Genomic DNA, 24,092 nt, shown 5'->3' on the forward strand with positions numbered 1-24,092 from the left:
GCGCCGCCCGGTGCGGGTCAGGCCGACAGGGCGGCGGCGCGGGCGCGGCGCTGGCGGACCAGGTAGCCGGCCGCGAGCAGCAGCAGCCAGGCCGGGATCAGGAACACGGACAGGCGCAGTCCCGGCGTCAGGTACATCACCACCAGCAGGCCGGCGACGAAGGCCAGGCACAGGTAGTTCGACAGCGGGAACCAGGGGCTGCGGAACAGGGTCGCCTGCCCGGCCAGCTCCTTGTGGCGGCGGAAGCGCAGGTGGCTCCACGAGATCATGCCCCAGTTGATCACCAGGGCCGCGACGGCCAGGCCCATCATCATGCCGAAGGCTTCCTTCGGCAGGAAGTAATTGACGCTGATCGCCGCCAGGGTGGCCAGGGCCGAGACGCCGAGGGCGTTCAGGGGCACGCCGCGGCGCGAGGTCTTGAGCAGCAGCGCCGGGGCGTTGCCCTGGGTGGCCAGGCCGTACAGCATGCGGCTGTTGGCGTAGACGCAGCCGTTGTACACCGACAGCGCGGCGGTGAGCACCACCAGGTTCAGCACATTGGCGACCAGGGTGCTGTCCAGCGCCTGGAAGATCAGGACGAAGGGGCTGCCGCCCGTGACCACCTTCTGCCACGGGTACAGCGCCAGCAGCACGGCGAGCGCGCCGACGTAGAAGATCAGGATGCGGTAGATGGCGTTGTTGGTGGCGCGCGGGATGGTGCGGCTCGGATCGTCGGCCTCGGCGGCGGTGATGCCGATCAGTTCCAGGCCGCCGTACGAGAACATGATGACGGCCATCGCCATCGCCAGGCCCGACACGCCGTTGGGGAAGAAGCCGCCATGGCGCCACAGGTTCGACACCCCGGCCTCGGGGCCGGCGCCGCCGCTGGCGAGGAGATACAGGCCGAACACGATCATGCCGACCACGGCCGCCACTTTGATCACCGCGAACCAGAATTCCATCTCGCCGAAGGCCTTCACGTTGAGCAGGCTGATGGCGTTGACCAGCACGAAGAAGCCGAGCGCCGAGACCCAGGTCGGCACCTCGGGGAGCCAGTACTGCATGTAGATGCCCAGGGCCGAGAGCTCGGCCAGGCTGACGAGGATGTACATGACCCAGTAGTTCCAGCCGGAGACGAAGCCGGCCAGCTGGCCGCAGTACTTGTCGGCGAAATGGCTGAACGAACCGGCCACCGGCTCGTCGACGATCATCTCGCCCAGCTGGCGCATGATCAGGAAGGCGACCGCCCCGGCGATCGCATAGCCGAGCAGCACCGAGGGGCCGGCCATCTGGATGGTCTGGGCGATCCCGAGGAACAGGCCGGTGCCGATCGCGCCCCCGAGCGCGATCAGCTGGATGTGGCGGTTCTTCAGCCCGCGTTTGAGTTCGTTCTTCCCGTCGTGCATCGTCGGCCCCGATTGGATTGCCATAAAGCTAGGGATTCTACTGCAACTGGGCGCCGGATTGGCATGGAATGCCGGCCTGGGCTTGATATTCCGGCGGGCGAACCGGCATGGCGCCCCGGGGAAAAGAAGATGGCCGAGGCGACGTATTCATCGAGGGATGGAGATCGGGCGAAACCGGGTTTTTCGAAGCGTGTGGAGCCGTTTGGCCATCCGCTTGCAGCCCTTGCAGCGGACAGAAAACTGCTCGTTTAGTTCCGAAATACGCAGCCTGTTTCGCTCTCCCTTCTGCTCCTGTTGTTTATTCCTGCAAGCGCTTGAAACCCCTGTCGAATGAACTAAGCTTATAACTCTGATAATTATCAAAAACCGCGGTCTAGCTATCTGCCAAGGGGGACGCCATGCCTGCACCATTCAAGCAAATTACCAAGGAACAATTTGCTGAGCTGCTGTCCAAGTTTCCATTCGAGCGAAACATCAACGCGGTGCACATGCATCATACATGGCGCCCGAATCGCTCCCAGTACCGGGGCCACGAGACGATCGTGGGGATGTGGCGCTTCCACACGCAGACGAATCACTGGTCCGACATTGCCCAGCACATTTCCATTGCGCCCGACGGCAGCATCTGGCTCGGGCGCGACTGGAACCGGCCGCCGGCCAGCGCCGCCGGCCATAACGGCAATGCCAAAGCCGGCCCTTTCATGTTCGAGATCATCGGCGACTTCGACGAGGGCAAGGATCCGTTCAACGGCAGGCAGCGCGAGACGGTGCTGGAAGTCATCGCGCGGGTCCAGCTGCGTTTCGGCTTGCCTCCCGGGACCCTGCAGTTCCATAAAATGATGTCCACCAAGAGCTGTCCCGGCACCGGCATCGATTACCAGACCGTGCTGAAGGAAGTCGGGGGCCTGCACACCCAGCTGATGGCGGGTACGCGCGCCGCGCCGCAGTCGGAAGGTCCGTTCTCGCCGGAGCAGCTGATGTCGCGCCAGGTCGTGCGCGAGGCCATCGAGGACCTGCAGCGCGACACCGGCCGCGCGCTCGATCCGGCCGACGCGGAACCGTGCAGCCACGAACAGGCCTGGGAGGAACCGGCCGGCGCGCGCGATGGCGCCCGCGGCATCCAGTTCGACGCCGCCGACCTGCAGGCGATGCGGCCCCATATCGTCAACCTGCGCATGGGCCAGTTCTCGTCGAACGGCGACTGGACCACGTCGCACACCGACGTCGATGCGATCTTCGACCGCCACCTGCCGGCGGCGCTGGAAGCGGCCAAGGCGGAAGGCCGCCGGCTGAAACTGATGTTCTACGCGCATGGCGGACTGACCAGCGAAGGCGCCGCACTGCTCTCGGCCCGCGAACGGATCGGCTGGTGGAAGAGGAACGGCATCTACCCGATCCACTTCATCTGGGAGACCGGCCTGGCCGAGGTGCTGGTGCAGATGCTGGAGCGCTGGAGGCAGGGCCGCGGCGCGGCGCCGCGCAATTTCTTCTCGGACCGGTTCAGCGATCCGCTGGTGGAAGCCTTCGCGCACCGCGCGGGCGGCGTGCAGATCTGGAGCGCGATGAAGTGGAGCGCGCAGCAGTCGTCGGCGGCCAACCTGCTGGGTGGCGCCGGCGACGCGCCGGGCGCCAGGCCGGGGGCGGCGTTCTACGTGGCCAGGAAGCTGGCGGCGTTCTGCAAGGAGCGGCAGGACGAAGTCGAGGTGCATGCGGCCGGCCACAGCGCCGGCGCCATCTTCCATGCGCACTTCATTCCGTGCGCGCTGAAGGAAGGCGTGCCGCGCTTCCAGAGCCTGCACCTGCTGGCCCCCGCGGTGCGGGTTGACCTGTTCCGCCAGCAGCTGGAGTCGCGCGTCGGCAAGGGCAAGGGCATCGAGAAGCTGACGATGTACACGATGGAGGACGGCTTCGAGCGCGACGATGACTGCGGCGCCGTGTACCGCAAGTCGCTGCTGTACCTGATCTACCGGGGACTGGAGCCGGACCAGGACGAACCCATTCTCGGCCTGGAGCGCTGCGTGCGCGACGATGCCGGCCTGAAGAAGCTGTTCGGGATCGGCGCCGGCCAGGGCGGCGCCGACGTGGTCTGGGCCGATAACGGGCTCGATCGCGGCCTGGGCGCGAGCCGCTCGCGCACCCATGGCGGCTTCGACGACGATCCGGCCACGATGGGCAGCATCGTGCGCCGGGTGCTCGGCAAGGCCGATGCGGACCGCATCGAAGAGTTGCCGGCTTCGGGCTCGCGCGGCCGGGATCTCTGGAGTCCGTCGTTCGACTACTGGGCCGATGTGTGGGCCGAGCAGGGCGCCGATGCCTGGGCCCCTGCGCCCCCAATGCCGCCGCCGGGGCCGTTCATGCAGCCGCCAGCGTATCCGCAACCGGCCAGCGGACGGCGCTTCGCGCTGTGCGTCGGCATCGACGCCTATCCGACCGCACCGCTGGGAGGTTGCGTCAACGATGCCCGCGCCTGGTCCGGCGCGTTGATGCGCCTGGGCTTCGAGACGCCGCGCACGCTGCTCGACCACCAGGCGACGCGCGAGGCCATCCTGGGCCACCTGGCGGCGTTGGTCGACGAGAGCCGGGCGGGCGACGTGATCGTGTTCCAGTACTCGGGCCACGGCACCCAGGTGCCCGACCTGGGCGGGGACGAATACGGCGGCGACACCCCGGACGACGACGAGGCCCTGTGCCCGGTCGACTTCGATTCCGGCGAACTGCTGATCGACGACGACCAGCGCGAGATCTTCCGGCGCCTGCCGGACGGCGTCAACCTGACCTGCTTCTACGACTGCTGCCACTCGGGGACGATCACCCGGATGGCGGCCGGCGGCGGGCGGCGGTCCGTGAACCTGCTCGGCAAGCGGGTCCGCTTCATTCGCGCCAGCCGCGACCTGATCGACCGGTTCGTGGCGAAGCGCCGGGCGAAGCCGTCCCGGGGCGAGCCGCCGGCCACCGACGAGACCATGCGCGAAGTCGTGTTCTCGGCCTGCCAGTCCTACGAGGTGGCGCTGGAAAGCAACGGCCAGGGCGACTTCACGCGCTACGCCATGCAGGTGCTGGCCCAGGATGTCTCCGGCATGAGCAACGCCGACTTCGCGCGGCGCGTCACGCAGGCCTTCGGCCAGTCGCCGCAGCAGCACGCCGACCTGGATTGCAGCGACGCCAGCCGCTCGCTGGCATGGCTGCAGCCGTACGGCGTCGGCGGCCGTGGCCTGGGCCAGGCCGGGTCCGCGGGCCCGGTGACGGCCCGCGAGCTGAGCGAGCTGGCGGCCCAGCTGGCGCGCGCGAGCCAGCTGCTGGCGCACCATTGAGGAGGGAGCGGCGCCATGTCCGACGACAGTACGCAGATCGCGTCCACGACCGCCCCCGTGGCCGCCGCGGCGCAGAGCCGCGACGAGGCCGCACCCGCCGCGGCGCCGGCGGCCGGGCGCGCGGCGCCGCACGGCGAAGCGGGGCAGGGCTATGCGATCGGCCCGGACGTCACCCGGACGGTCGGGCGTTCCCAGCCGCCGCAGCGCGAGCTGCCGCTGTACCGGCCCTTGCGCATCTATACCTCCGATCCCAGCGCATCGCGGCTGGAAGGGGCGGTCACCTGCGTCAACGTGCGCTATGAACCCTTGAAACCGGGCCCGGTGGGCCGCCTGTTCCGGGTCGACAACCGCGACGCCTGCACCGGACAGGACTCGGTCAGGGCCGACCTGGACTCCACCTACGCGCTGCTGAGCAGCGGCTACGATCCGGCGCCCTCCGATCCGCGTTTCCACCAGCAGATGGTGTATGCGGTCTGCTGCAACGTGTATGCGGCCTTCCGCATCGCGCTGGGACGCGACGTGACCTGGGGCTTCGCCCGGACCGACGATCCCGGACGCTTGCTGCTGCGGCCGCACGCCTTTTGCGGCGTGAACGCGTATTACGACAAGGAGGAAGGCTCGCTCTGCTTCGGCTACGCGCAGGCGCCCGACCTGCGCGGCGCGATCCGCACCCTGCCGGGCGAGTATGTGTTCAGCTGCCTGTCGCACGACGTCATCGCGCACGAGCTGACCCATGCCATCCTCGACGGCTTGCGCAGCAACTTCAGTATCCCCAGCGGGCCCGATGCGGCCGCCTTTCACGAGGCGATCGCCGACCTGATCGCGATCTTCCAGCGCCTCAGCTACCGCGAACTGGTGCGCGGCGCGATCGGCCGCGCCCGGGGCCAGCTGGGGCAGGCGCTGTCGCTGTTCGAACTGGCGCGCCAGGTCGGCTATGCCTCGGGCTGCAACGCCGCGCTGCGCGAGGCGATCGAGGAGGCCGAACCGCGCAGGTACGACGAGGCGATGGAAGCGCACGCCCTGGGGAATGTGCTGGTGGCGGCCGTGTTCGACGCCTTCGTCGCGATCTACCAGCACAAGACGGCGCGCTACCTGCGCCTGGCGACGGACGGCAGCGGCGTGCTGCGCCCGGGCGAGCTGCCGCCCGACCTGACCGACCTGCTGGCCGACAAGATCAGCGCGCTGGCCAGCCAGTTCCAGGCGCTGGTCATCCGCGCCATCGACTACTGCCCAGCGGTCGATATCCGCTTCGGCGAATTCCTGCGCGCCCTGATCACGGCCGACCATGACCTGGTGCCGGACGATCCCTGGGGCTACCGGGAGGCGCTGATCGACGCCTTCCTGCGCCGCGACATCCTGCCGCGCGGCGTGTACAACCTGTCGGAGCACGCGCTGCTGTGGCGCCCGCCGCGCCTGGATCACCCGCGCCTGGAGATGCTGAGCTTCCGCGAACTGCGCTTCGAAGGCGATCCCGCCAGCCCGGCCAGCGACGTCGAGCTGCTGCGCCAGGCGCGCGAGTTGGGGAAATACGTGGCGCAGCCGGAGCTGGCGCTGGAGTTCGGCCTGGTCCCGCCCGGCGCCCCGGGTTTCGCACCCGGGGGCATCGGACTGCCGACCGTGATGTCGATCCGGACGGCGCGCCGCATCGGCCCGGACCGCCAGATCGTGTTCGACCTGGTGGCCGAAGTGGTGCAGCGCTGCCTGGTCGCGCCGAAGGACGGCGGCGCCGCGTTTCCGGTGTATGGGGGCAGCACGGTGATCCTCGCGCCGGATGGGGCCTTCCGCTACGTCATCTCGAAGTCGGCGCTGGGTGCGGGCAGGGTGGACAGGCGCGCGCGCTTCCTCGCATCTGCGCAGGGGCAGCGCTACTGGAAAGTGGAGAACGGCGAATACCGCGTGCGCAAGGAGTTCTTCGGCCTGCTCGACGCAGCCACCTGCGGCTGCGCATGGGCGCCAGGGGGCCAGGCGGTGTAGTGCCCGCACGGGCCCGTTGGCTGAACCACGCCGGGTGCGGCCAGGCCTCGCCCGGCCGCACGCCGGTCAGTAACGCCGCGGCGGGCGGACCGTGTAGGTTCGCTTCAGGAAGCGCTTCTGGATCTGCTTCCAGAGGAAGCCGGCGACGGCCATCATGATCATCTTGCGCATATTAAACCCCCAGGGAATGAAGTCATGCTGTGACTCAGCTTTCATAACGATACCCCGGAACGCGCAGCGGGGGCGCTTGGTAGTTCCGCGCGTTTCGCGCCTTGGAGCCCTGACAGGACCGTTCGACCTGCCGCCAGCTCATGCGCCAGGTATGCTCGAGGTATGCTCGAGGTATTCCGGTCTTGAGAGCAAAGAGGATACCTGTCAATGCTGCCCGGTAAAACACTCATTGGGAAACACCGGCACAACGATGTCACGCATGTTGCGTCGACAAGTTGAATGCGCAGCCGAAACCAGTTCGGCAAGACGAACATGGGTTTTCCTGACGATGGGATTGTCGCTTCCGGTGCTAGGGACGGCGTTGAACGCGCTGTCGGGAATATTTACAGCCCAATCCAGTATGCATGGGTAAAACGCGCACAATGCCCCGCAGGTAGGTACAGGCACGGCTTATGCAGCGTCTTGAGACACCTATCTTAGGGGGATTTGTCATGAAACGTCTTGCGCTCTGCTTGTCCACGTTCCTGCTGCTACTTGGCGCCATCCCGGCGCAGGCGGCGATACTTACTTACAGAACTTTATTGGAGGGCCTCAATGAGGAGCCTCCGAACGAGTCGCGGGGATCGGGCACCGCGACCGTGATCATCGACGATGTCGCCAACACGATGTCGATCGGGTTCAGCTGGGCCGGCTTGACCAGCAGCACGACGGCCGCGCATATCCACTGCTGCACCACGGAGCCGTTCACCGGCACGTCGATACCGGCGACCATGGTGCCGAGCTTTCCGGATTTTCCGACCGACAACAGGTTCTCGGGGCTCTACGAAGCGAGTTTCGACCTGCTCGATCCTGCCACCTACAATCCTGACTTCCTCACCGCCAGCGGAGGTTCGGTCGCCGAGGCCGAAGCGGCGTTCCTGGCAGGTATTGCATCGGGACGCAGCTATCTCAACATCCATACCGAACTGTTCCCTGCTGGAGAAATCCGTGGCTTCCTCAGGCCGCCACCGGATGGGGGCACAGTCCCGGAACCAGGCAGCATTGCGCTGTTCAGCCTTGGCGCGGCAGGCCTGGCGCTACTCCAGCGGCGGCGCCACGTGCCGGCCAAAGCCTGACACCCCGGCGCACAGCAATATGGGCCGCGCCAGTCGGGGTCAGATCTGTCATTCGGACACCGATCGAGCACCTTTGCTCTATCTCGACATGCTGGTCTGTTTATACCGAACTCGTCAATGTTCGGCTCCCATTTGTCACCGAAACCCGCACATCACGGACCATGTCGGAACGAGGAAAAAAGTCGCGACATACTTAAAACCGTTTTGAGATTTCGCAAGAGTTGTGCGTCCATGTCCGAATGACAGACCTGACCCTGAATGTCCGGGCTTTGCTGCTGGAGGCAAGTCCGGATGTACGGGTGCAATCATTATCTGTTGGCCCATCACAAAGCAGTGCATGGCAAACCGGGGCGTCCATGTGCGATCCAAAGGAGGCGTCATCGACGTAAAACGCATGGTCTAGTTCGCTGTTCATGACTACGACCGGACCTGGCCGGTCCATATCGGCAAGCCGGCTCGGGCCCAGCTGGAGTCGCTGCCACGATACTGCGACCCGTTACAATTGATGAGAATGCCGCTGTAAGCACAGGCCTATACTGCCCGGGTTAGTTTCAAATGGAATTGTATGGCACATCGTCTGCGGACCAATCACCTCATGGCACAGAGGGTGGAAGTCGGGATCGTTTTTTGCGAAATGCTGGGAGAGGCAGATGCCAGGGCATATCTCCAGCGTGAGGGCGTGCCGGCTCACGTCATCGACAGGGTCGTGCATAGGTCACACGAACGGCGCGAATACGGTAAGCCACTCGTGGCGAACAGGTCGGCAGAGGATAGTTCCGGCGCACCGTTCGGAAGCTTGCCGCGTTGAGTTGGACCGGCATGTTTGTCCGAACCGTTGATCATGTCCAGCACGCCTTCGCTCCTGACCAGGTTCCCGGTCCAATGATCATGACTGCCAACTGGAAGAACGCTGCGACCAGCTTGAACAGCACACTCCCTTTACCGACGATCAGGAATTGGCGCGCACAATCCTGCCGCCTGCAGGTGCCGGCGGAACCGGCTGGACGGAGCCAGCCATGCTGGTCGTGACGAACATACGCGGAATGTCACGCGCCGCAACGAGGCGGCGTCAGAGGCTGCTTCCTGGCTTGAGCACGGCCCGGAAGGTGATCTCCACCAGCTGTTCGGGAAACGCCAGCCGCGCGACACCGATCAGGTTGCTGGCGCACTGCGGCCGATCCATGCCGTACATCAGCTTCCTCACCTTGCCGGCCGCGGCGAAGGCGGCGTCGACGTCGAGCACGTACAGCGTTTCCTCGACCACATCGTCCAGGCTGGCGCCGAATTGCCCGAGCAGCTCGATCGCGTTCAGGTAGGTCTGGTGCATCTGCTGCTCCATGGCCGAGAAGTCGACCGGCTTGCCCGCGGCGTCGAGCGCCGCGGGGGCGACCAGGTTGCCCAGCTTGTCATGGCTGAGTTGCCCGGACAGGTAGACGGTGTCCTTGACCTGGACGGCCTGGGCGTAGCCGTACTGGCTCTCCCAGGGCACGCCGAAGTTGGCGACCTTTTTCGGTACCGATGATGACACGGGATCCATGAGGCCCTCCCCATTGCTTGTCGAAGGAAACGCGGCGCGGCCGCTGGCCTAGCGCGCCGTACGGCTGCTGGAAATCTGCTCCAGCACGTGCTTCGGTACCGCCGAGTACTGCTTGAACTCCATCGTATAGGTCGCGCGGCCCTGGGTCAGCGAGCGCAGGGTGGTCGAATAGCCGAACATCTCGGCCAGCGGCACCAGCGCCTTGACCAGCTTGCCGCCGCCGCCCGGGATCTCGTCCATGCCCTGCACCATGCCGCGCCGGACCGACAGGTCGCCCATCACGTTGCCGGTGAATTCCTCCGGCGTCTCGACCTCGACCTGCATCATCGGCTCGAGCAGCTCGGGCGCGGCCTTGCGCATGCCGTCCTTGAAGGCCATCGAGGCCGCCACCCGGAACGCGTTCTCGTTCGAGTCGACGTCGTGGTAGGAGCCGAAGGTGAGCGTGGCGCGCACGTCGACCACCGGGTAGCCCGCCAGCACCCCGTTCTGCAGGGTCTCCTGGATGCCCTTGTCGACCGCCGGGATGTACTCGCGCGGCACCACGCCGCCCTTGATGGCGTCGACGAATTCATAGCCCTTGCCGGGCTCCATCGGCTCCAGCTTGAGGACCACGTGGCCGTACTGGCCCTTGCCGCCCGACTGCTTGATGAACTTGCCCTCGATGTCCTCGACCGTCTTCTGGATGGTCTCGCGGTAGGCCACCTGCGGCTTGCCGACCGTGGCCTCGACGCCGAATTCGCGCTTCATGCGGTCGACCAGGATCTCCAGGTGCAGCTCGCCCATGCCGGACATGATGGTCTGGCCCGATTCCTGGTCGGTATGGATGCGGAACGAGGGGTCTTCCTGGGCCAGGCGGTTCAGGGCGATGCCCATCTTTTCCTGGTCGGCCTTGGTCTTCGGCTCGACCGCCTGCGAGATCACCGGTTCGGGGAAGCTCATCTTCTCCAGCACGATCACGTGCTCGGGATGGCTGAGCGTGTCGCCGGTGGTCACGCCCTTCAGGCCGACCGCCGCCGCGATGTCGCCCGCGAATACCTCCTTGATCTCCTTGCGCTCGTTGGCGTGCATCTGCAGGATGCGGCCCAGGCGCTCCTTCTGGGCCTTGGTCGGGTTGTAGACCGTGTCGCCCGAATTCACCACGCCCGAATACACGCGGAAGAAGGTCAGCTGGCCGACGAAGGGGTCGGTCATGATCTTGAAGGCGAGCGCCGCGAACGGCTCTTCGTCGCACGGGTGGCGTTCGATCTCGTTGTCGTGCTCGTCGTGGCCGGCGATCGCGGGCACGTCGACCGGCGAGGGCAGGTACTCGACCACGGCGTCGAGCATCGCCTGCACCCCCTTGTTCTTGAACGCGCTGCCGGCCAGCATCGGCACGATCTCGTTGTGGATCGTGCGCAGGCGCAGGGCGTGCTTGATCTCGTCCTCGGTGAAGGGCTCGCCGTTCAGGTATTTCTCGGTCAGCTCGGGCGTGGCCTCGGCCGCCGCCTCGACCATGTTGTCGTGCCACTTCTGGGCCAGCTCCCTGAGCGAGTCCGGGATCTCCTCGTAGCTGAACTTCACGCCCTGGCTGGCGTCGTCCCACTTGATGGCGCACATCTTGACCAGGTCGATCACGCCCTCGAAATGGTCTTCGGCGCCGAGCGGGATCTGGATCGGCACCGCCACACCCTTCAGGCGGTCGCGGATCTGCTGGTGCACGCGGAAGAAATCGGCGCCGACGCGGTCCATCTTGTTGATGAAGGCGATGCGCGGGACCTTGTACTTGTTCGCCTGGCGCCACACGGTCTCGGACTGCGGCTGCACCCCGCCGACCGAGTCGTACACCATCACCGCGCCGTCCAGCACCCGCATCGAGCGCTCGACCTCGATGGTGAAGTCGACGTGGCCCGGGGTGTCGATGATGTTGATGCGGTGCTCGGGGAGGTTGCCGCCCATGCCTTTCCAGAACGCGGTGGTCGCGGCCGAGGTGATCGTGATGCCGCGCTCCTGTTCCTGCTCCATCCAGTCCATCGTGGCGGCGCCGTTGTGCACTTCGCCGATCTTGTGGTTGACACCGGTATAGAACAGGATGCGCTCGGTCGTGGTCGTCTTGCCTGCGTCGATGTGCGCACTGATGCCGATGTTGCGGTACCGCTCAATAGGGGTCTTACGGCTCATCACAATCTCCTGTGGATTCGACATGCGGAACCCGGATGGATTTACCTAACTTTACACCCCGGTGCCGGGAGCGCTCCTGCACACGGAAAATGGCAAATCGCTGGGGTCTGTTCATCAATGTAATCCAAGTGCGGCGTCCTTGCTGGAGGAAATGTGATGCCAGCGCGAATGGCCGCTGTGGACGAGTTTTTGTGGCTGAGTTGTTGCAGTTTGCAACATTTTCCGAAGGCATCATGTGCGACAATGCCGCCGGCTTCAGGCCCGTCATTGCACTGTTTTTCGGAGAATCGTCATCGTTACGCCACGCAACCGTCACAAGGTCCAACTCTTGCCGCTCCTGGCCGGCGCCGTCGTGGCGGCGGCCCCAGCCTGGGCCCAGGAGGCCCAGCAGCCGCAGCCGCCCCAGCAGGCCCAGCCGCCCCAACAGGCCCAGGCTTCTTCCCAGGAGCAGGGCGCCGCGCCGGCGACCGTCTCGGTGACGGCCGCCAAGCTGTCCAACCGCATCGACCGCCAGGTCTACGACGTCAAGGCCGACCCGGCCACCACCAACGACTCGGTGGCCGATACCCTGAACAAGGTGCCGTCGCTGGCGGTGGACCCGGACGGCACCGTGACCCTGCGCGGCAAGAGCAATGTCCAGATCCTGGTCGACGGCAAGCCCTCGGCCATGATGCAGGGCGATAACCGCGCCGCGGCGCTGAGCGCCTTGCCGGCCTCCGACCTGGAATCGGTCGAGGTGATCAATACCCCGGGCGCCCAGTTCGGCAACGAGGGCGGCGGCGGGCCGATCATCAACCTGGTGATGCGGCGCGAACGCAGCCCCGGCGGCTTCGGGGCCGTGAACGCCAACCTCGGCTCGTCCGGGCGTTTCAACACCTCGGCCTTCGGCGGCTACACGGCCGGGCGCATGAGCGTGCAGGGCAGCGTCTTCCGCCGCCACGACGGCCGCGACTCGACCGGGGAGACGGTGCGCGAGCGCATCGACCCGGCCACCGGCGCGGTGGCGCGCAGCACCCAGGTGTCAAGCAGCGAGAACGGCAACGATGCCGCCGGTTTCAACGGTTCGTTCAGCTACAACCTGGGCGAACGCGACGTGGTGGCCCTCACCGCCAACTACGTCCGGTCCGGCAACGACAGCGACTCGCTCGAGCGCTACCGCAGCGTCGATGCCGGCAGCGTGGTCGACAGCGAATACGCGCGCTCGACCGCCAGGGAAGGCGAGAACAGGAACTACACCCTGGGCGCCCGCCTCGACCACAAGGGCGAGCTGCCGGGCGAAGTCTTCAAGCTCGACCTGCGCCTGTCGGGCACGGATGCCGACAGCGATGCCCGCTTCGCCAGCCGCTACAGCGTGCGGCCGCCCGGCGCGCTTGATAGCCTGAGCCGCCAGGACAATACCACCGACACCCGGCTGGCCGACCTGACCGGCGACTACGAGCGGCCGCTGGGCAGCGGGCTGCTCAAGCTCGGCTACAAGCTGGCGCGCACCGAGAACAGCATCGGCACCATGTTCTTCGATACCGACCCGGGCAGCCTGCTCGAAACCCTGAACCGCTCGCGCACCAACCGCTTCGAGCTGGAAGACAGCACGGCGGCGCTGTACGGCTCCTACCAGTACCGGATCAACAGCGACTGGAGCGTGCTGGGCGGCCTGCGCGCCGAGTACAACGAACTGGACATGGAACAGGTCACCACCGGCCTGCATGCCACCAACCGCTCCACCGACCTGATCCCGAGCGCCTTCGTCAGCTACGGCCTGTCGGACGACACCACCCTGCGCCTCAGCTATGCGCACCGCATCCGCCGCCCCACCGCGGCCGAGCTGAACCCCTTCGTGATCTACCGCGACGAGCTGAACGTCTCGTCGGGCAATCCGAACCTGAAGCCGAGCGAATCGGACTCGCTCGAATTCGGCATCGAGACCAAGGTCGGCAAGGTCGACACCAACCTGCGCGTGTATGCGCGGCGCGATACCGACCTGATTTCGGAGCGGCGCTTCGTGCTGGAAGACGACGTGCTGCTCACGACCCGCGAGAACGCGGGCAGCAGCCGTTCGGGCGGCATCGAATTCACCCTGAGCGGCAAGGCGACCGAAAAGCTGAGCATCAACGCCAGCGGGAATGTCGGCTACAGCGAGCAGTCGGTGCTGGGCAGCGACAACCGGGACGGCGGCAAGCGCAGCGCGACCGCGATCTCGGGCCGCGCGCGCCTGAGCTACCAGATGGATGCGAAAAACCACTTCCAGCTGGTCCTGAACGCCCAGGGCAAGCAGCTGTTCGGCGAGGGCTACCGCCAGCCGACCCGCACGGCCGACTTCAACTACCGCTACAGCATCACCCCGGCGCTCAGCTTCGTCCTGAACGTGAACGACGTGTTCGATTCGCAGAAGATCGAGACCGTCACCGAAACCGACACCCTGCGCGAGACCAGCCTGCGGCGCTTCGACGGCCGGGTGGTGTTCGCGGGCTTCTCGTACCGCTTCGGCACGTTTGGACGCAACGGCCCGCGCGGTCCCGGCGGTCCGGGTGGGCCGGGCGGTCCGGGCGGCCCCGGATTCGGCGGCCCGGGCGGCCGCTGAGAGGCATTACACGCTGTGGGCCAGCCCGAGATTGCGGTTGGCCGGCACGGCGACGTCCATCAGCTTCGGCCGCGGCAGGTCGAGCGCGGCCATCAAGGCGATGAAGTCCTCGCGGCTGCGTCCGGCCAGGCGCGCGTTGCGGCGCTTTTCCCAGCCGATGGTGGAGACCGACTGGCCCTTGTAGTCGTGGCCGGGCCAGACCCGGGTGGCGTCGTCGAGGGCGAACAGCTTGCCGGTGACGCTGTCGTACAGGTCGCCCGCGCTGCCGCTCTGGAAGTCGGTGCGCCCGCAGCCGTCGATGAGCAGGGTGTCGCCGGTGAACAGGTTGCCGCGCCACAGGTAGCACATGCTGCCGGCCGTGTGGCCGGGCGTGTGCATGACGGCGATGTGCTCGCGTTCGCCGAAGCGGATCACGTCGCCGTCCACCAGCTGGACTTCGGCCGGCGGGATGTCGCAGCCGCTCGGCACGCAGGCGCGGGCGCCGGTGCGGGCGCGCAGCCTGCCGGCCGAGGTCACGTGGTCGGCGTGGGCATGGGTTTCCAGCACATGGGTCAGGGTCAGGCCGAGCCGCTCGATGTGGGCCATGTCGCGCGCGAAGTGGCGGTCGACCGGGTCGATGATGACCGCGTCGCGGTTGTCGGGCGAGACCAGGATATAGGTAAACGTGGACGACTCGGCGTCGAACAGCTGGAACGGATTCACTTGCATGCGCTTCTCCTCGGTGGCGGCCGATGTTGTACCACAAGTATGTGCACGAGGAAAGTATTCGCTAGCGCAGTCCTTCCAGCTTTTCCCTCAGCGACGCTTCCGACAGCTCGCCCACGTGGCGGTGGCGCAGCACGCCGCGCGCGTCGTAGAACAGCGTGGTCGGATAGCCGGTCGATCCGGTGCGCGCCGACAGGCTGCGCGCCGGGTCGGTGACGACGTTGTCCATGCGTAGCCCCTGGTCGGCCAGGAAGCGCGCCACGGTGGCCGCCGACTCGCCCTGGTTGACGTAGACGAAGCCGACCCCGGGATTGGCCTGCTGCGCGCGGCTCAGGGCCGGCATCTCGCGCCGGCATGGCGGGCACCAGGTGGCCCACAGGTTCACCACCAGCGGCCGTCCGCCGTAGCTGCGCAGCGGCACCTCGGCGCCGTCGAGGCGCCGCACCTGCACCTCGGGCATGGGGGCGAGCCGCGGCGCCAGCGCCTGGTTCACCAGGGTGCCGCCCAGCCACAGGCCGCAGCCGGCCAGGGTGGCCGCCAGCAAGGGGCGGCGCAGCGCGGCGTGGCGCCGGGTCAGTTCGGCGCCGATCACGCTGGCGACGATCAGGCCGGCGCCGGCGTCGAAGCCGCCGTCGCGGATGTTCAGCGCGGTCCACGGCGCCGCCGCATAGAGGTCGTGGTGGCGCAGCACGAAGGCGGCGCGCGCCGCCAGGAAGCCGGCGAAGATCATCTTCCACAGCAGCGGGCCGGCATCGACGCCGCGCTTGCGCTGGAACCAGGCCGCGACGCCGTTGGCGAGGAAGATCGCCAGCAGCACCAGGACCACCGGCATGGGCAGGACGAAGGGGCCGAGGTTCAGGGCGTCCAAGAGGGGGTCTCCACATAGTCAGGATGGTTCATGATAACGCGGAGAAATTAAAGGACTGTTAACACGGACCGTTAGCGGCCCTTGGCCCCTTCCGGCGCCGGCGCGCGGTGGCTCACCAGCAGGCGGTCGATCCGGTTGCCGTCCATGTCCACCACCTCGAAGCGGTAGTCGCCCCAGTCGAAGAATTCCGAGGTCTTCGGGATGTAGCCGAGCTGGTACAGCACGAAGCCGGCCAGCGTGTGGTAGGCGCCGCTGTCCTCGTCCGGAAAGTGGGCGGCGGTTTCCATCAGGTCGCGGAAGCGGTCGAGCGGCATGCCGCCATCGAGCAGCCAGCTGCCGTCCTGGCGCTGCACCGCGTCCGGATCGTGCTCTTCGCCGATCACGGTGACGTCGCCGACCAGGGCGCTCATCACGTCGCTGAGGGTGACCAGGCCCTGGATGTCGCCGTACTCGTCGACGATCAGGGCCAGTTCGGCGCGGTTCTTCTTGAACAGCTCCAGCAGGGCCATCGCGCTGACGGTCTCCGGCACGTACAGCAGCGGCTGGATCGCCGCCTCCAGGCTGACCGCTTCGAGCGAGCCATGCTGCACCGACTGCGCGAACAGGTCGCGCGCCATCACGTAGCCCAGGATGTGGGCGCGGTCGCCCCGGTACACCGGGAAGCGGCTGTAGGGGTTGGAGGCGATCAGCTCCAGGTTGGCCTTGCGGTCGGCGTCGAGGTCGATCACCACCAGGTCGACGCGCGGCGTCATGAGCGCTTTCAGGTGGCGGTCGTCCAGGCGCAGCGCGCGCGAGACGATGTCGTATTCGGTCTTCTCGAACAGGCCGGCGTCGGTGCCTTCCTTGAACATGCCGGTGATGTCTTCCTCGGTCGGGGTCTCGTCCTTGCGGTCGTGGATGCCGAGCATGCGCACGATCGCTTCCGTGGTGAGCGAGAGCACCTTGACGAAGGGCGCCATGATGGTGGACAGCGCGCTCAGCGGGGGCGCGATCAGGGTCGCGGTCGCTTCCGGGTACTGCATGGCGATCCGTTTCGGCACCAGTTCGCCCAGGATGATCGAGGCGAAGGTGATGCCCATCACGACGATGGCGAGCGCGATCTCGGTCGCATAGGGGGCGAGCAGGGGATAGCGTTCGATGTCGGGCGCCAGGCGCGACACCAGCGAGGCTTCGCCGAAGGCGCCGTTGAAGATGCCGATCAGGGTGATGCCCACCTGGACAGTGGAAAGGAAGTTGCTGGGATTGTCGGCCAGTTCGAGCGCGGCGCGCGCTCCGCGGCTGCCTTCGTCCGCGTGCCGTTCGAGGCGCATGCGTTTTGCTGAGACGAGCGCAAGTTCGCTCATCGCGAACACCCCGTTCATCAGGATGAGAACGAGAATGATCAATATGTCTGACATGTGGGGCAGAGGCCCTTTATGCGGTCGCTCCGGGCCGTTTCCGGGCGCGCCACGCTGGCGCACGGCGCATCATCGCACGCCCGGCAAAGGAAGGGAACACGAAAGCCCTACGCTGATGGTCGGAAATATTTACGGATTCCGGCCCAGCATTGCTGGTAGTCGGCCTGGCGCTGCGGTGACGCCAGCGCCTGTCCGGTCGGCACGATCACGTGGCGGGTCTCGAACATGAAGGCCATGGTGTCGCCGATCTTGTGCGGGGCCGTGGTGTCGCCGGCGCTCGCCTTGTCGAAGGTGGCGGCATCGGGGCCATGGCCGCTCATGCAGTTGTGCAGGCTGGCGCCGCCGGGTACGAAGCCTTCCGCCTTGGCGTCGTAGGCGCCGTGGATCAGGCCCATGAACTCGCTGGCCACGTTGCGGTGGAACCAGGGCGGACGGAAGGTATCCTCGCCGACCAGCCAGCGCGGCGGGAAGATCACGAAGTCCAGCGTGTCCACGCCCGGCGTGTCCGACGGCGCCTGCAGCACCAGGAAGATCGAGGGGTCCGGGTGGTCGTAGCTGATCGAGCCGATGGTGTTGAAGTGGCGCAGGTCGTATTTATAGGGGGCGTAGTTGCCGTGCCAGGCCACCACGTCGAGCGGCGAATGGTCGATCGCGGCGCGCCACAGGCGGCCGCCGAACTTGGCCACCAGCTCGAACTCGCCTTCCACGTCCTCGTAGCGCGCCACCGGCGTGAGGAAGTCGCGCGGGTTGGCCAGGCCGTTCGAGCCGATCGGCCCCATGTCGGGCAGTTGCAGCTGGGCGCCGAAGTTCTCGCAGATGTAGCCGCGCGCCTGGCCGTCCGGCAGCGCGACCCGGAAGCGGACGCCGCGCGGGATCACGGCGATTTCCTGCGGTTCCACCTCGACCAGCCCCAGCTCGGTGGCGATGGCCAGGCGGCCCTGCTGCGGCACGACCAGCAGCTCGCCGTCGGCGCAGTAGAAGTAGCGGCCTTCCATGTCGCGGTTGGCGGCGTAGACGTGGATCGCGCAGCCGCTCATGCTGTCGGGCGAGCCGTTGCCGGCCATCGTCACCCAGCCCTCGATGAAGTCGGTCGGCGCCGCGGGCATCGGCAGCGGGCTCCAGCGCAGCTGGTCGGGCGGGGCGGGGTTGTCGAAGCGGCTTACGATGCGGCCGCTGTCCATGGGCGCGAAGCTGCCGTGCACGGCGGCCGGGCGGATGCGGTACAGCCAGGAGCGGCGGTTGTGGCTGCGCGGCGCGGTGAAGGCGGTGCCGGACAGTTGTTCGGCGTACAGGCCGTAGGCCACGCGCTGCGGCGAGTTGCGGTGCAGCGGCAAGGCGCCGGGCAGGGCTTCGGTGGCGAATTCGTTGCCGAAACCGGACTGGTAGCCGGGGTGCTGGCTCATGCTGGATTCTCCTGACGTGGATGCATAGCCGCCAACTCTAGAAGAATTCGGCGGATTTTACGAGATGAATAGAAAAATGTAGACTATTCACTGGATAAATATTGCTGTTCCGCCGCGCGGGGGCGCACGACAATGCTCGTCGCACCAATGCCCGCCGGGCCGGCGCTCGCCCCCATCACCATGATCGAACCGCACACCATCGACCTGAACCTGCTGTCCGTGTTCCAGGAAGTCTACCGGGAGCGGCAGATCTCGTCCGCCGCGCGCAAGCTCGGGCTGAGCCAGTCGGCGGTCAGCAATGCGCTGGCGCGGCTGCGCCGCAGCTTCGGCGACGAGCTGTTCGTGCGCACCGCCACCGGCATGCAGCCGACCCCGCTGGCGGTGCAGATGGCCGAGCCGATCGGGGTGGCGATGGCCCAGGTGAGCCTGGCGCTGAACCAGCGCAGCCGCTTCGACCCGGCCACCAGCAGCCGCCGTTTCACGCTGGCGATGACCGATGTCGGCGAGATCTACTTCATGCCGCCCCTGGGCGAGCGTTGCCGCCAGCTGGCGCCCCAGGTGCAGCTCAGCTCGCGGCGCGCCGGCACGCTCAACCTGAAGGAAGAAATGGAAGGCGGGCATGTCGACCTGGCGATCGGCCCGTTCGAGGACGTGTCCGAGGCCCTGTACCACCGCCAGCTGTTCCGCCAGCCCTACGTCAGCATGTTCCGCAAGGGCCATCCGCTGGGACGCGGCGAACTGAGCCTGGAGCGCTTCGTGCGCGCCGAGCACCTGCTGGTGGATTCGTCGGACAGCCCGTACGACCGCATCAACCAGGTGCTGGCGCGCGCCGGCATCGGTCCCTCGGTACGCTTCCGGGTGCCGCACTTCACGGCGGTGCCCTATATCGTCAGCAGCTCCGACCTGGTCGTCACCGTGCCGCAGAAGCTGGCCGAGCGCGCCAGCGCGCCGTTCGGACTCGAGTGGGTGACGCCGCCGCTGGACCTGCCGCCGCTGCAGACGAACATCTTCTGGCACCGGCGCTTCAACCAGGATCCCGGCAACCAGTGGCTGCGCGGACTGCTGGCGGACGTGTTCGCGGAATGAAGAGAGTAAACCCCAACCCGGGACGCGCCACATGCGGCCCGCTACCCAAGCGCCGGCGCGGTTATCCCTGCGCACGGCTTTGACCAGAGCAACGTCACAACAAGGAAGAGAATATGGCAGACCTGTTTGAGAACCCCATGGGCCTGATGGGCTTCGAGTTCGTCGAATTCGCATCGCCCACGCCGGGCGTGCTGGAACCGGTGTTCGCAGCACTGGGCTTCACCAGGGTGGCGGTGCACCGCTCCAAGGACGTGACGCTGTACCGCCAGGGCGGCATCAACTTCATCATCAACAACGAGCCGAAGAGCTACGCCGCCTATTTCGCCGCCGAGCACGGCCCGTCGGCCTGCGGCATGGCCTTCCGCGTCAAGGATGCGCACAAGGCCTATGCGCGCGCGCTGGAACTGGGCGCCCAGGCGGTCGAGATCCCGACCGGCCCGATGGAACTGCGCCTGCCGGCCATCAAGGGCATCGGCGGCGCGCCGCTGTACCTGATCGACCGCTTCGAAGAGGGTAAATCGATCTACGACATCGACTTCGAATTCATCGAAGGCGTCGACCGCAATCCGGCCGGCCACGGCCTGCAGATCATCGACCACCTGACCCACAACGTCTACCGCGGCCGCATGACCTACTGGGCCGGCTTCTACGAGAAGCTGTTCAACTTCCGCGAGATCCGCTACTTCGACATCAAGGGCGAGTACACCGGCCTGACGTCGAAGGCGATGACGGCGCCGGACGGCAAGATCCGGATTCCGCTGAACGAAGAGGGCAAGGCGGGTGGCGGCCAGATCGAGGAATTCCTGATGCAGTTCAACGGCGAAGGCATCCAGCACATCGCGCTCCTGAGCGATGACCTGCTCGAGACCGTGGACAGCCTGCGCGCCGCCGGCGTGCCCCTGATGACGGCTCCGCCCGCGACCTACTACGAGATGCTGGACGAGCGCATTCCGGGCCACGGCGAGAACGTGGACGAACTGAAGGCGCGCGGCCTGCTGCTGGACGGATCGGCCAAGGACGGCAAGCCGCGCCTGCTGCTGCAGATCTTCTCGGAGACCCAGCTCGGTCCCGTGTTCTTCGAGTTCATCCAGCGCAAGGGCGACGATGGCTTCGGCGAAGGCAACTTCAAGGCCCTGTTCGAGTCGATCGAGCGCGACCAGCTGAAGCGCGGGGCGATCCCGGCGGCCGCCGCGGCCTGATTCCTTCGGCTCGACCACGCAGGCGCAGCGATTTTGTTATCCTGACGCTGATCGGCGGCCGTCCTCGGCCGCCTTTGTATTTACTCAGGAGGTTGCATGCTGGCTGCGTTCGCGGTCCTGTTGGTGTTCCAGTGCCTGGGAGAGGGCATCGTATTCATGCTGGGACTGCCGGTCCCGGGGCCGGTGGCCGGCATGCTGCTCCTGATGGCGGCGCTGCTGGCCTGGCCGAAGCTGCAGGCGCTGGTGGAGCAGGCCGCCAACACCCTGCTGTCGCACCTGTCGCTGCTGTTCGTGCCGGCCGGCGTCGGCATCGTGGCGGCCGCCGCCAGCGGCAGCGGGCACTGGATCGCGATCCTGGTCTCGCTGGTGGCGAGCGCCGTGCTGGCGCTGGCGGTCACCGGCCTGCTGCTGCGCTCGATGGGCAAGGAAGCGAAGGACGGCGATGCCTGACTTCGCCGAATTCAGCCATTTCTGGGTCTATCTCTCCGCGTCGCCCCTGCTGGGGCTGACGATGACCCTGTGCGCCTACCTGGCGGCGCAATGGATCTTCGCCCGCTGCAAGGGCTCGCCGCTGGCCAATCCGGTGGCGATCTCGATCGCCCTGCTCGCCGCCGTGCTGATCTTGTCGGGCATGTCCTACCAGCGCTATTTCGCCGGCGCCCAGTTCGTCCACTTCCTGCTCGGACCGGCCACCGTGGCGCTCGCCGTGCCGCTGGTGCGCCAGCTGCCGCGCCTGCGGCGCTCCTTCCTGCCGCTGGCCAGCGCGCTGCTGGCCGGCTGCGTCACCGCCATCGTGGCGGCGGTCGCGGTGGCGCTGCTGCTGGGGGCGACGCCGGAGCTGGCCTTCAGCCTGGGGCCGAAATCGGCGACCTCGCCGATCGCGATGGCGATCTCGGAGCGCCTGGGCGGGATTCCGGCGCTGACCGCGGCGATGGTGATCGGCACCGGCATCTTCGGCGCCGTCTTCGGCAAGTACGTGTTCGATTTCCTGCGCATCGAATCGCACGCCGCGCGCGGCTTCGCGCTGGGCCTGGCCTCGCACGGTGTCGGCACGGCGCGCGCATTCCAGATCAGCCCCGAGATGGGCGCCTTCGCCGGCCTGGCGATGGGCCTGAACGGCGCGCTCACGGCCCTGGTCGCGCCGTGGCTGGTGCCGATCGTGGTGCGCTGGATGGCCTAGCGCGGGCGCGGCCAATGCTGCGCCGCACCAGGCAGGTTCCCGATAGACTTCCAGTGACCAAGCTAACCACGGAGTCCATCTTGACCAACTATAGGAACATCAGCCTCGGGCTGCAGGGCGGCGGTACCTACGGCGCCTTCGGCTGGGGCGTGCTCGACCGTCTTTTACAGGAAGAGTGGCTGGTCATCGAGGCGGTCAGCGGCGTCAGCGCCGGCGCGATCAACGCGGTCGTGCTGGCGGACGGCTACGCGCGCGGCGGCGGACGCGCAGGGGCGCGCAAGGCGCTCGACCGCTTCTGGCGCACGCTGGGGCAGGCCGCGATCCTGAGTCCGTTGCAGCGCACCCCGCTCGACCGCCTGGCGGGCGGCTTCACGATGGAACATTCGCCCGCCTACCAGCTGCTCGAGATGGCGGGGGCGCTGGCCGGGCCGGTGTTCGACATCCCGGTCAGCCTCAACCCCTTGCGCAACCTGCTGGCGGCGACGATCGATTTCGCGCGCGTGCGCGATTGCGAGGAGCTCGAACTGTTCGTCATGGCCACCAATGTCCGCACCGGCACCGGCAAGGTATTCCGGCGCGCCGAACTGGACGTCCAGAAGGTGCTGGCCTCGGCCTGCCTGCCGACGGTCTTCGCGGCCGTCGAAGTCGATGGCGAAACCTACTGGGATGGCAGCTTCGTGGCCAATCCGCCGCTCGCCCCCCTGATCGACGGCGCGTCGGCGCGCGACCTCCTGATCGTGCAGAACAGCCCGATCGCGCGCGCCGAGGTGCCGCGCAACATGGCCGACATCAGCAACCGGGCCAACGAGATCGCCTTCAATATCAGTTTCGTGCGCGAGATCGGCGCCTTGCAGCACCTGCACGGCGTGCCGGACGAGGAGCGCAGCGCCACCGCCACGCGCGACCCGGTGCGCCTGCATCTGATCAGCGGCAACCACGTGATCGCCGACACCCGGATCTCGGCGAAATTCAATGCGGAGCTGGGATTCCTGCAGAAGCTGCACGACCTCGGCGTCGAGACGGCCGAGAACTGGCTGAGGGAACACGGCGACCAGATCGGGGTGCGCTCCACCCTCGATCCGATGCCGGTGTATTTCCCGGACAAGGTCTAGGGTGCGCGGGACCGGCGCCGCGACGCCGGACCCGCATCGGACACACCTCAGACCGGGGTCGACTTCCAGGTCTTCTTCGGTCCCAGGGCCTTGGCGGCGAACAGCGCGCTCGCCAGGCCGACCACCATGGCGGCGGTGCTGCCCGAGAAGCCGACGGCATGGCTCTTGGCCAGCTGGCCGGCCTTGGGCCCGACCAGCTGCATGCGGCGCCTGGTCATGCGGGCGCCCATCTCGGACAGGACCTGGTTGCTGAAGATCGCTTCCGCCTGCGGCAGCAGCGTGGTTTCCTCGTCGGCCACGTGGTGGATCACGTCGCGCATCAGCTCCATCACCAGGTCGTCATGGCGCGCATCGGCCCCGCTGGTGCGGCGCAGTTCGGCGATGAGGCGGCGCATCTCGTTGTGCTCGGGTTCGGCCTTGTGGATGAAGGGTTCCTTGGCGTCGCGCTCGCGCATGGCCGGATAGAAGATTTCCTCCTCGAGCGTGGCATGGATTTCCAGCGCGTCGCAGATGGTGTCGGCCAGCGCCTTCTTCACGCTCGGGCGCTTGTCCCGGGAATACTGGTGGAAAGTGACCATCACGTGGGAGTGGTCGAAGCGGATCATGTTGGTGATCGTCGGGCTCAGCTGTTTCAGGTTGAACATCGTCCTTCTCCTTCACGGTTGTCTGACCGGCACGCCGGCTGTTCAGACTGCATGCTAGGGTGTTTCCGGGATGGGGCGCGCACGATTTCCCCACCGCGAGCAGGGGATTGGGCGTGGCCGCACGTCCAGCCCCGTCACCGTATCGACCCGCCTTGGCAGCTTGTCGCACTAGTCCTACAACCAGACGGGCGCACACCTGATGACTCGCCGATGGGTGGCCTGCGAACATGAACGTGTCTGGTTGCCGGCCCCTGCGGCAACCGGTTCTCC

17 protein-coding genes are annotated in these 24,092 nt (G+C 67.0%); 9 read left to right on the forward strand and 8 right to left on the reverse strand.

Annotation, left to right across the window (positions count from 1 at the left end):
- Positions 1–17 precede the first annotated feature (17 nt).
- Complete coding sequence (locus tag H162_RS0110435) at positions 18–1,385, reverse strand: amino acid permease (protein ID WP_020653407.1); 1,368 nt, start codon at positions 1,383–1,385, stop codon at positions 18–20.
- A 398-nt stretch (positions 1,386–1,783) separates the two neighbouring features.
- Between H162_RS0110435 and H162_RS30575 the strand changes: the two genes are divergently transcribed.
- From H162_RS30575 to H162_RS0110455, 3 genes are all read left to right on the forward strand, one after another.
- Positions 1,784–4,696 (forward strand): caspase family protein, encoded by a 2,913-nt coding sequence (locus H162_RS30575; protein WP_084676987.1) that lies wholly within the window; start codon positions 1,784–1,786, stop codon positions 4,694–4,696.
- Between the two features lie 15 nt (positions 4,697–4,711).
- A complete protein-coding gene (locus H162_RS30580; RefSeq protein WP_020653409.1) occupies positions 4,712–6,670 on the forward strand; it encodes a gluzincin family metallopeptidase in 1,959 nt (652 codons plus the stop codon).
- A 662-nt stretch (positions 6,671–7,332) separates the two neighbouring features.
- Entirely contained in the window at positions 7,333–7,956 is a 624-nt protein-coding gene (locus tag H162_RS0110455; RefSeq protein WP_040787036.1) for a CHRD domain-containing protein, read from the forward strand.
- Positions 7,957–9,025: 1,069 nt separating this feature from the next.
- Here H162_RS0110455 and H162_RS0110460 read toward each other — a convergent pair.
- Together H162_RS0110460 and fusA are read right to left on the reverse strand one after the other, a co-directional pair.
- The gene (locus tag H162_RS0110460; RefSeq protein WP_020653412.1) at positions 9,026–9,493 is read right to left on the reverse strand and encodes a Rid family hydrolase; all 468 of its coding nucleotides are present in this window, start codon (positions 9,491–9,493) and stop codon (positions 9,026–9,028) included.
- A gap of 48 nt (positions 9,494–9,541) precedes the next feature.
- Positions 9,542–11,650: an elongation factor G gene (gene fusA, locus H162_RS0110465; protein ID WP_020653413.1), complete on the reverse strand. Its 2,109-nt coding sequence runs from the start codon at positions 11,648–11,650 to the stop codon at positions 9,542–9,544.
- A gap of 328 nt (positions 11,651–11,978) precedes the next feature.
- Here fusA and H162_RS0110470 point away from each other — a divergent pair, with 328 nt between their 5' ends.
- On the forward strand, positions 11,979–14,228 hold the full coding sequence (locus H162_RS0110470; protein WP_020653414.1) for a TonB-dependent receptor domain-containing protein: 2,250 nt from the start codon (positions 11,979–11,981) through the stop codon (positions 14,226–14,228).
- A gap of 6 nt (positions 14,229–14,234) precedes the next feature.
- On the opposite strand, the gene H162_RS0110475 is transcribed toward H162_RS0110470, so the two are convergent.
- The 4 genes from H162_RS0110475 to hmgA all read right to left on the reverse strand — a co-directional run bounded on the left by H162_RS0110475 (position 14,235) and on the right by hmgA (position 18,601).
- The gene (locus H162_RS0110475; protein WP_020653415.1) at positions 14,235–14,936 is read right to left on the reverse strand and encodes an MBL fold metallo-hydrolase; all 702 of its coding nucleotides are present in this window, start codon (positions 14,934–14,936) and stop codon (positions 14,235–14,237) included.
- A 61-nt stretch (positions 14,937–14,997) separates the two neighbouring features.
- On the reverse strand, positions 14,998–15,801 hold the full coding sequence (locus H162_RS0110480; protein WP_020653416.1) for a TlpA disulfide reductase family protein: 804 nt from the start codon (positions 15,799–15,801) through the stop codon (positions 14,998–15,000).
- A gap of 71 nt (positions 15,802–15,872) precedes the next feature.
- Positions 15,873–17,198 (reverse strand): hemolysin family protein, encoded by a 1,326-nt coding sequence (locus tag H162_RS0110485; RefSeq protein ID WP_040787039.1) that lies wholly within the window; start codon positions 17,196–17,198, stop codon positions 15,873–15,875.
- A 107-nt stretch (positions 17,199–17,305) separates the two neighbouring features.
- A complete protein-coding gene (gene hmgA, locus H162_RS0110490; protein WP_020653418.1) occupies positions 17,306–18,601 on the reverse strand; it encodes a homogentisate 1,2-dioxygenase in 1,296 nt (431 codons plus the stop codon).
- Between the two features lie 180 nt (positions 18,602–18,781).
- Between hmgA and H162_RS0110495 the strand changes: the two genes are divergently transcribed.
- From H162_RS0110495 to H162_RS0110515, 5 genes are all read left to right on the forward strand, one after another.
- The gene (locus H162_RS0110495; RefSeq protein ID WP_026354489.1) at positions 18,782–19,687 is read left to right on the forward strand and encodes a LysR family transcriptional regulator; all 906 of its coding nucleotides are present in this window, start codon (positions 18,782–18,784) and stop codon (positions 19,685–19,687) included.
- Between the two features lie 113 nt (positions 19,688–19,800).
- Entirely contained in the window at positions 19,801–20,886 is a 1,086-nt protein-coding gene (hppD, locus tag H162_RS0110500; protein WP_026354490.1) for a 4-hydroxyphenylpyruvate dioxygenase, read from the forward strand.
- 96 nt (positions 20,887–20,982) lie between these two features.
- A complete protein-coding gene (locus H162_RS0110505) occupies positions 20,983–21,336 on the forward strand; it encodes a CidA/LrgA family protein (protein WP_020653421.1) in 354 nt (117 codons plus the stop codon).
- Positions 21,329–22,066: an LrgB family protein gene (locus H162_RS0110510; protein ID WP_020653422.1), complete on the forward strand. Its 738-nt coding sequence runs from the start codon at positions 21,329–21,331 to the stop codon at positions 22,064–22,066. The genes H162_RS0110505 and H162_RS0110510 overlap by 8 nt, the downstream gene beginning before the upstream one ends.
- A gap of 80 nt (positions 22,067–22,146) precedes the next feature.
- Positions 22,147–23,178 (forward strand): patatin-like phospholipase family protein, encoded by a 1,032-nt coding sequence (locus H162_RS0110515; RefSeq protein ID WP_020653423.1) that lies wholly within the window; start codon positions 22,147–22,149, stop codon positions 23,176–23,178.
- A 47-nt stretch (positions 23,179–23,225) separates the two neighbouring features.
- On the opposite strand, the gene H162_RS0110520 is transcribed toward H162_RS0110515, so the two are convergent.
- Entirely contained in the window at positions 23,226–23,822 is a 597-nt protein-coding gene (locus H162_RS0110520) for a hemerythrin domain-containing protein (RefSeq protein WP_020653424.1), read from the reverse strand.
- Positions 23,823–24,092 lie beyond the last annotated feature (270 nt).

This window comes from Massilia niastensis DSM 21313 (assembly GCF_000382345.1).
GTDB classification, from domain to species: Bacteria; Pseudomonadota; Gammaproteobacteria; order Burkholderiales; family Burkholderiaceae_D; genus Telluria; species Telluria niastensis.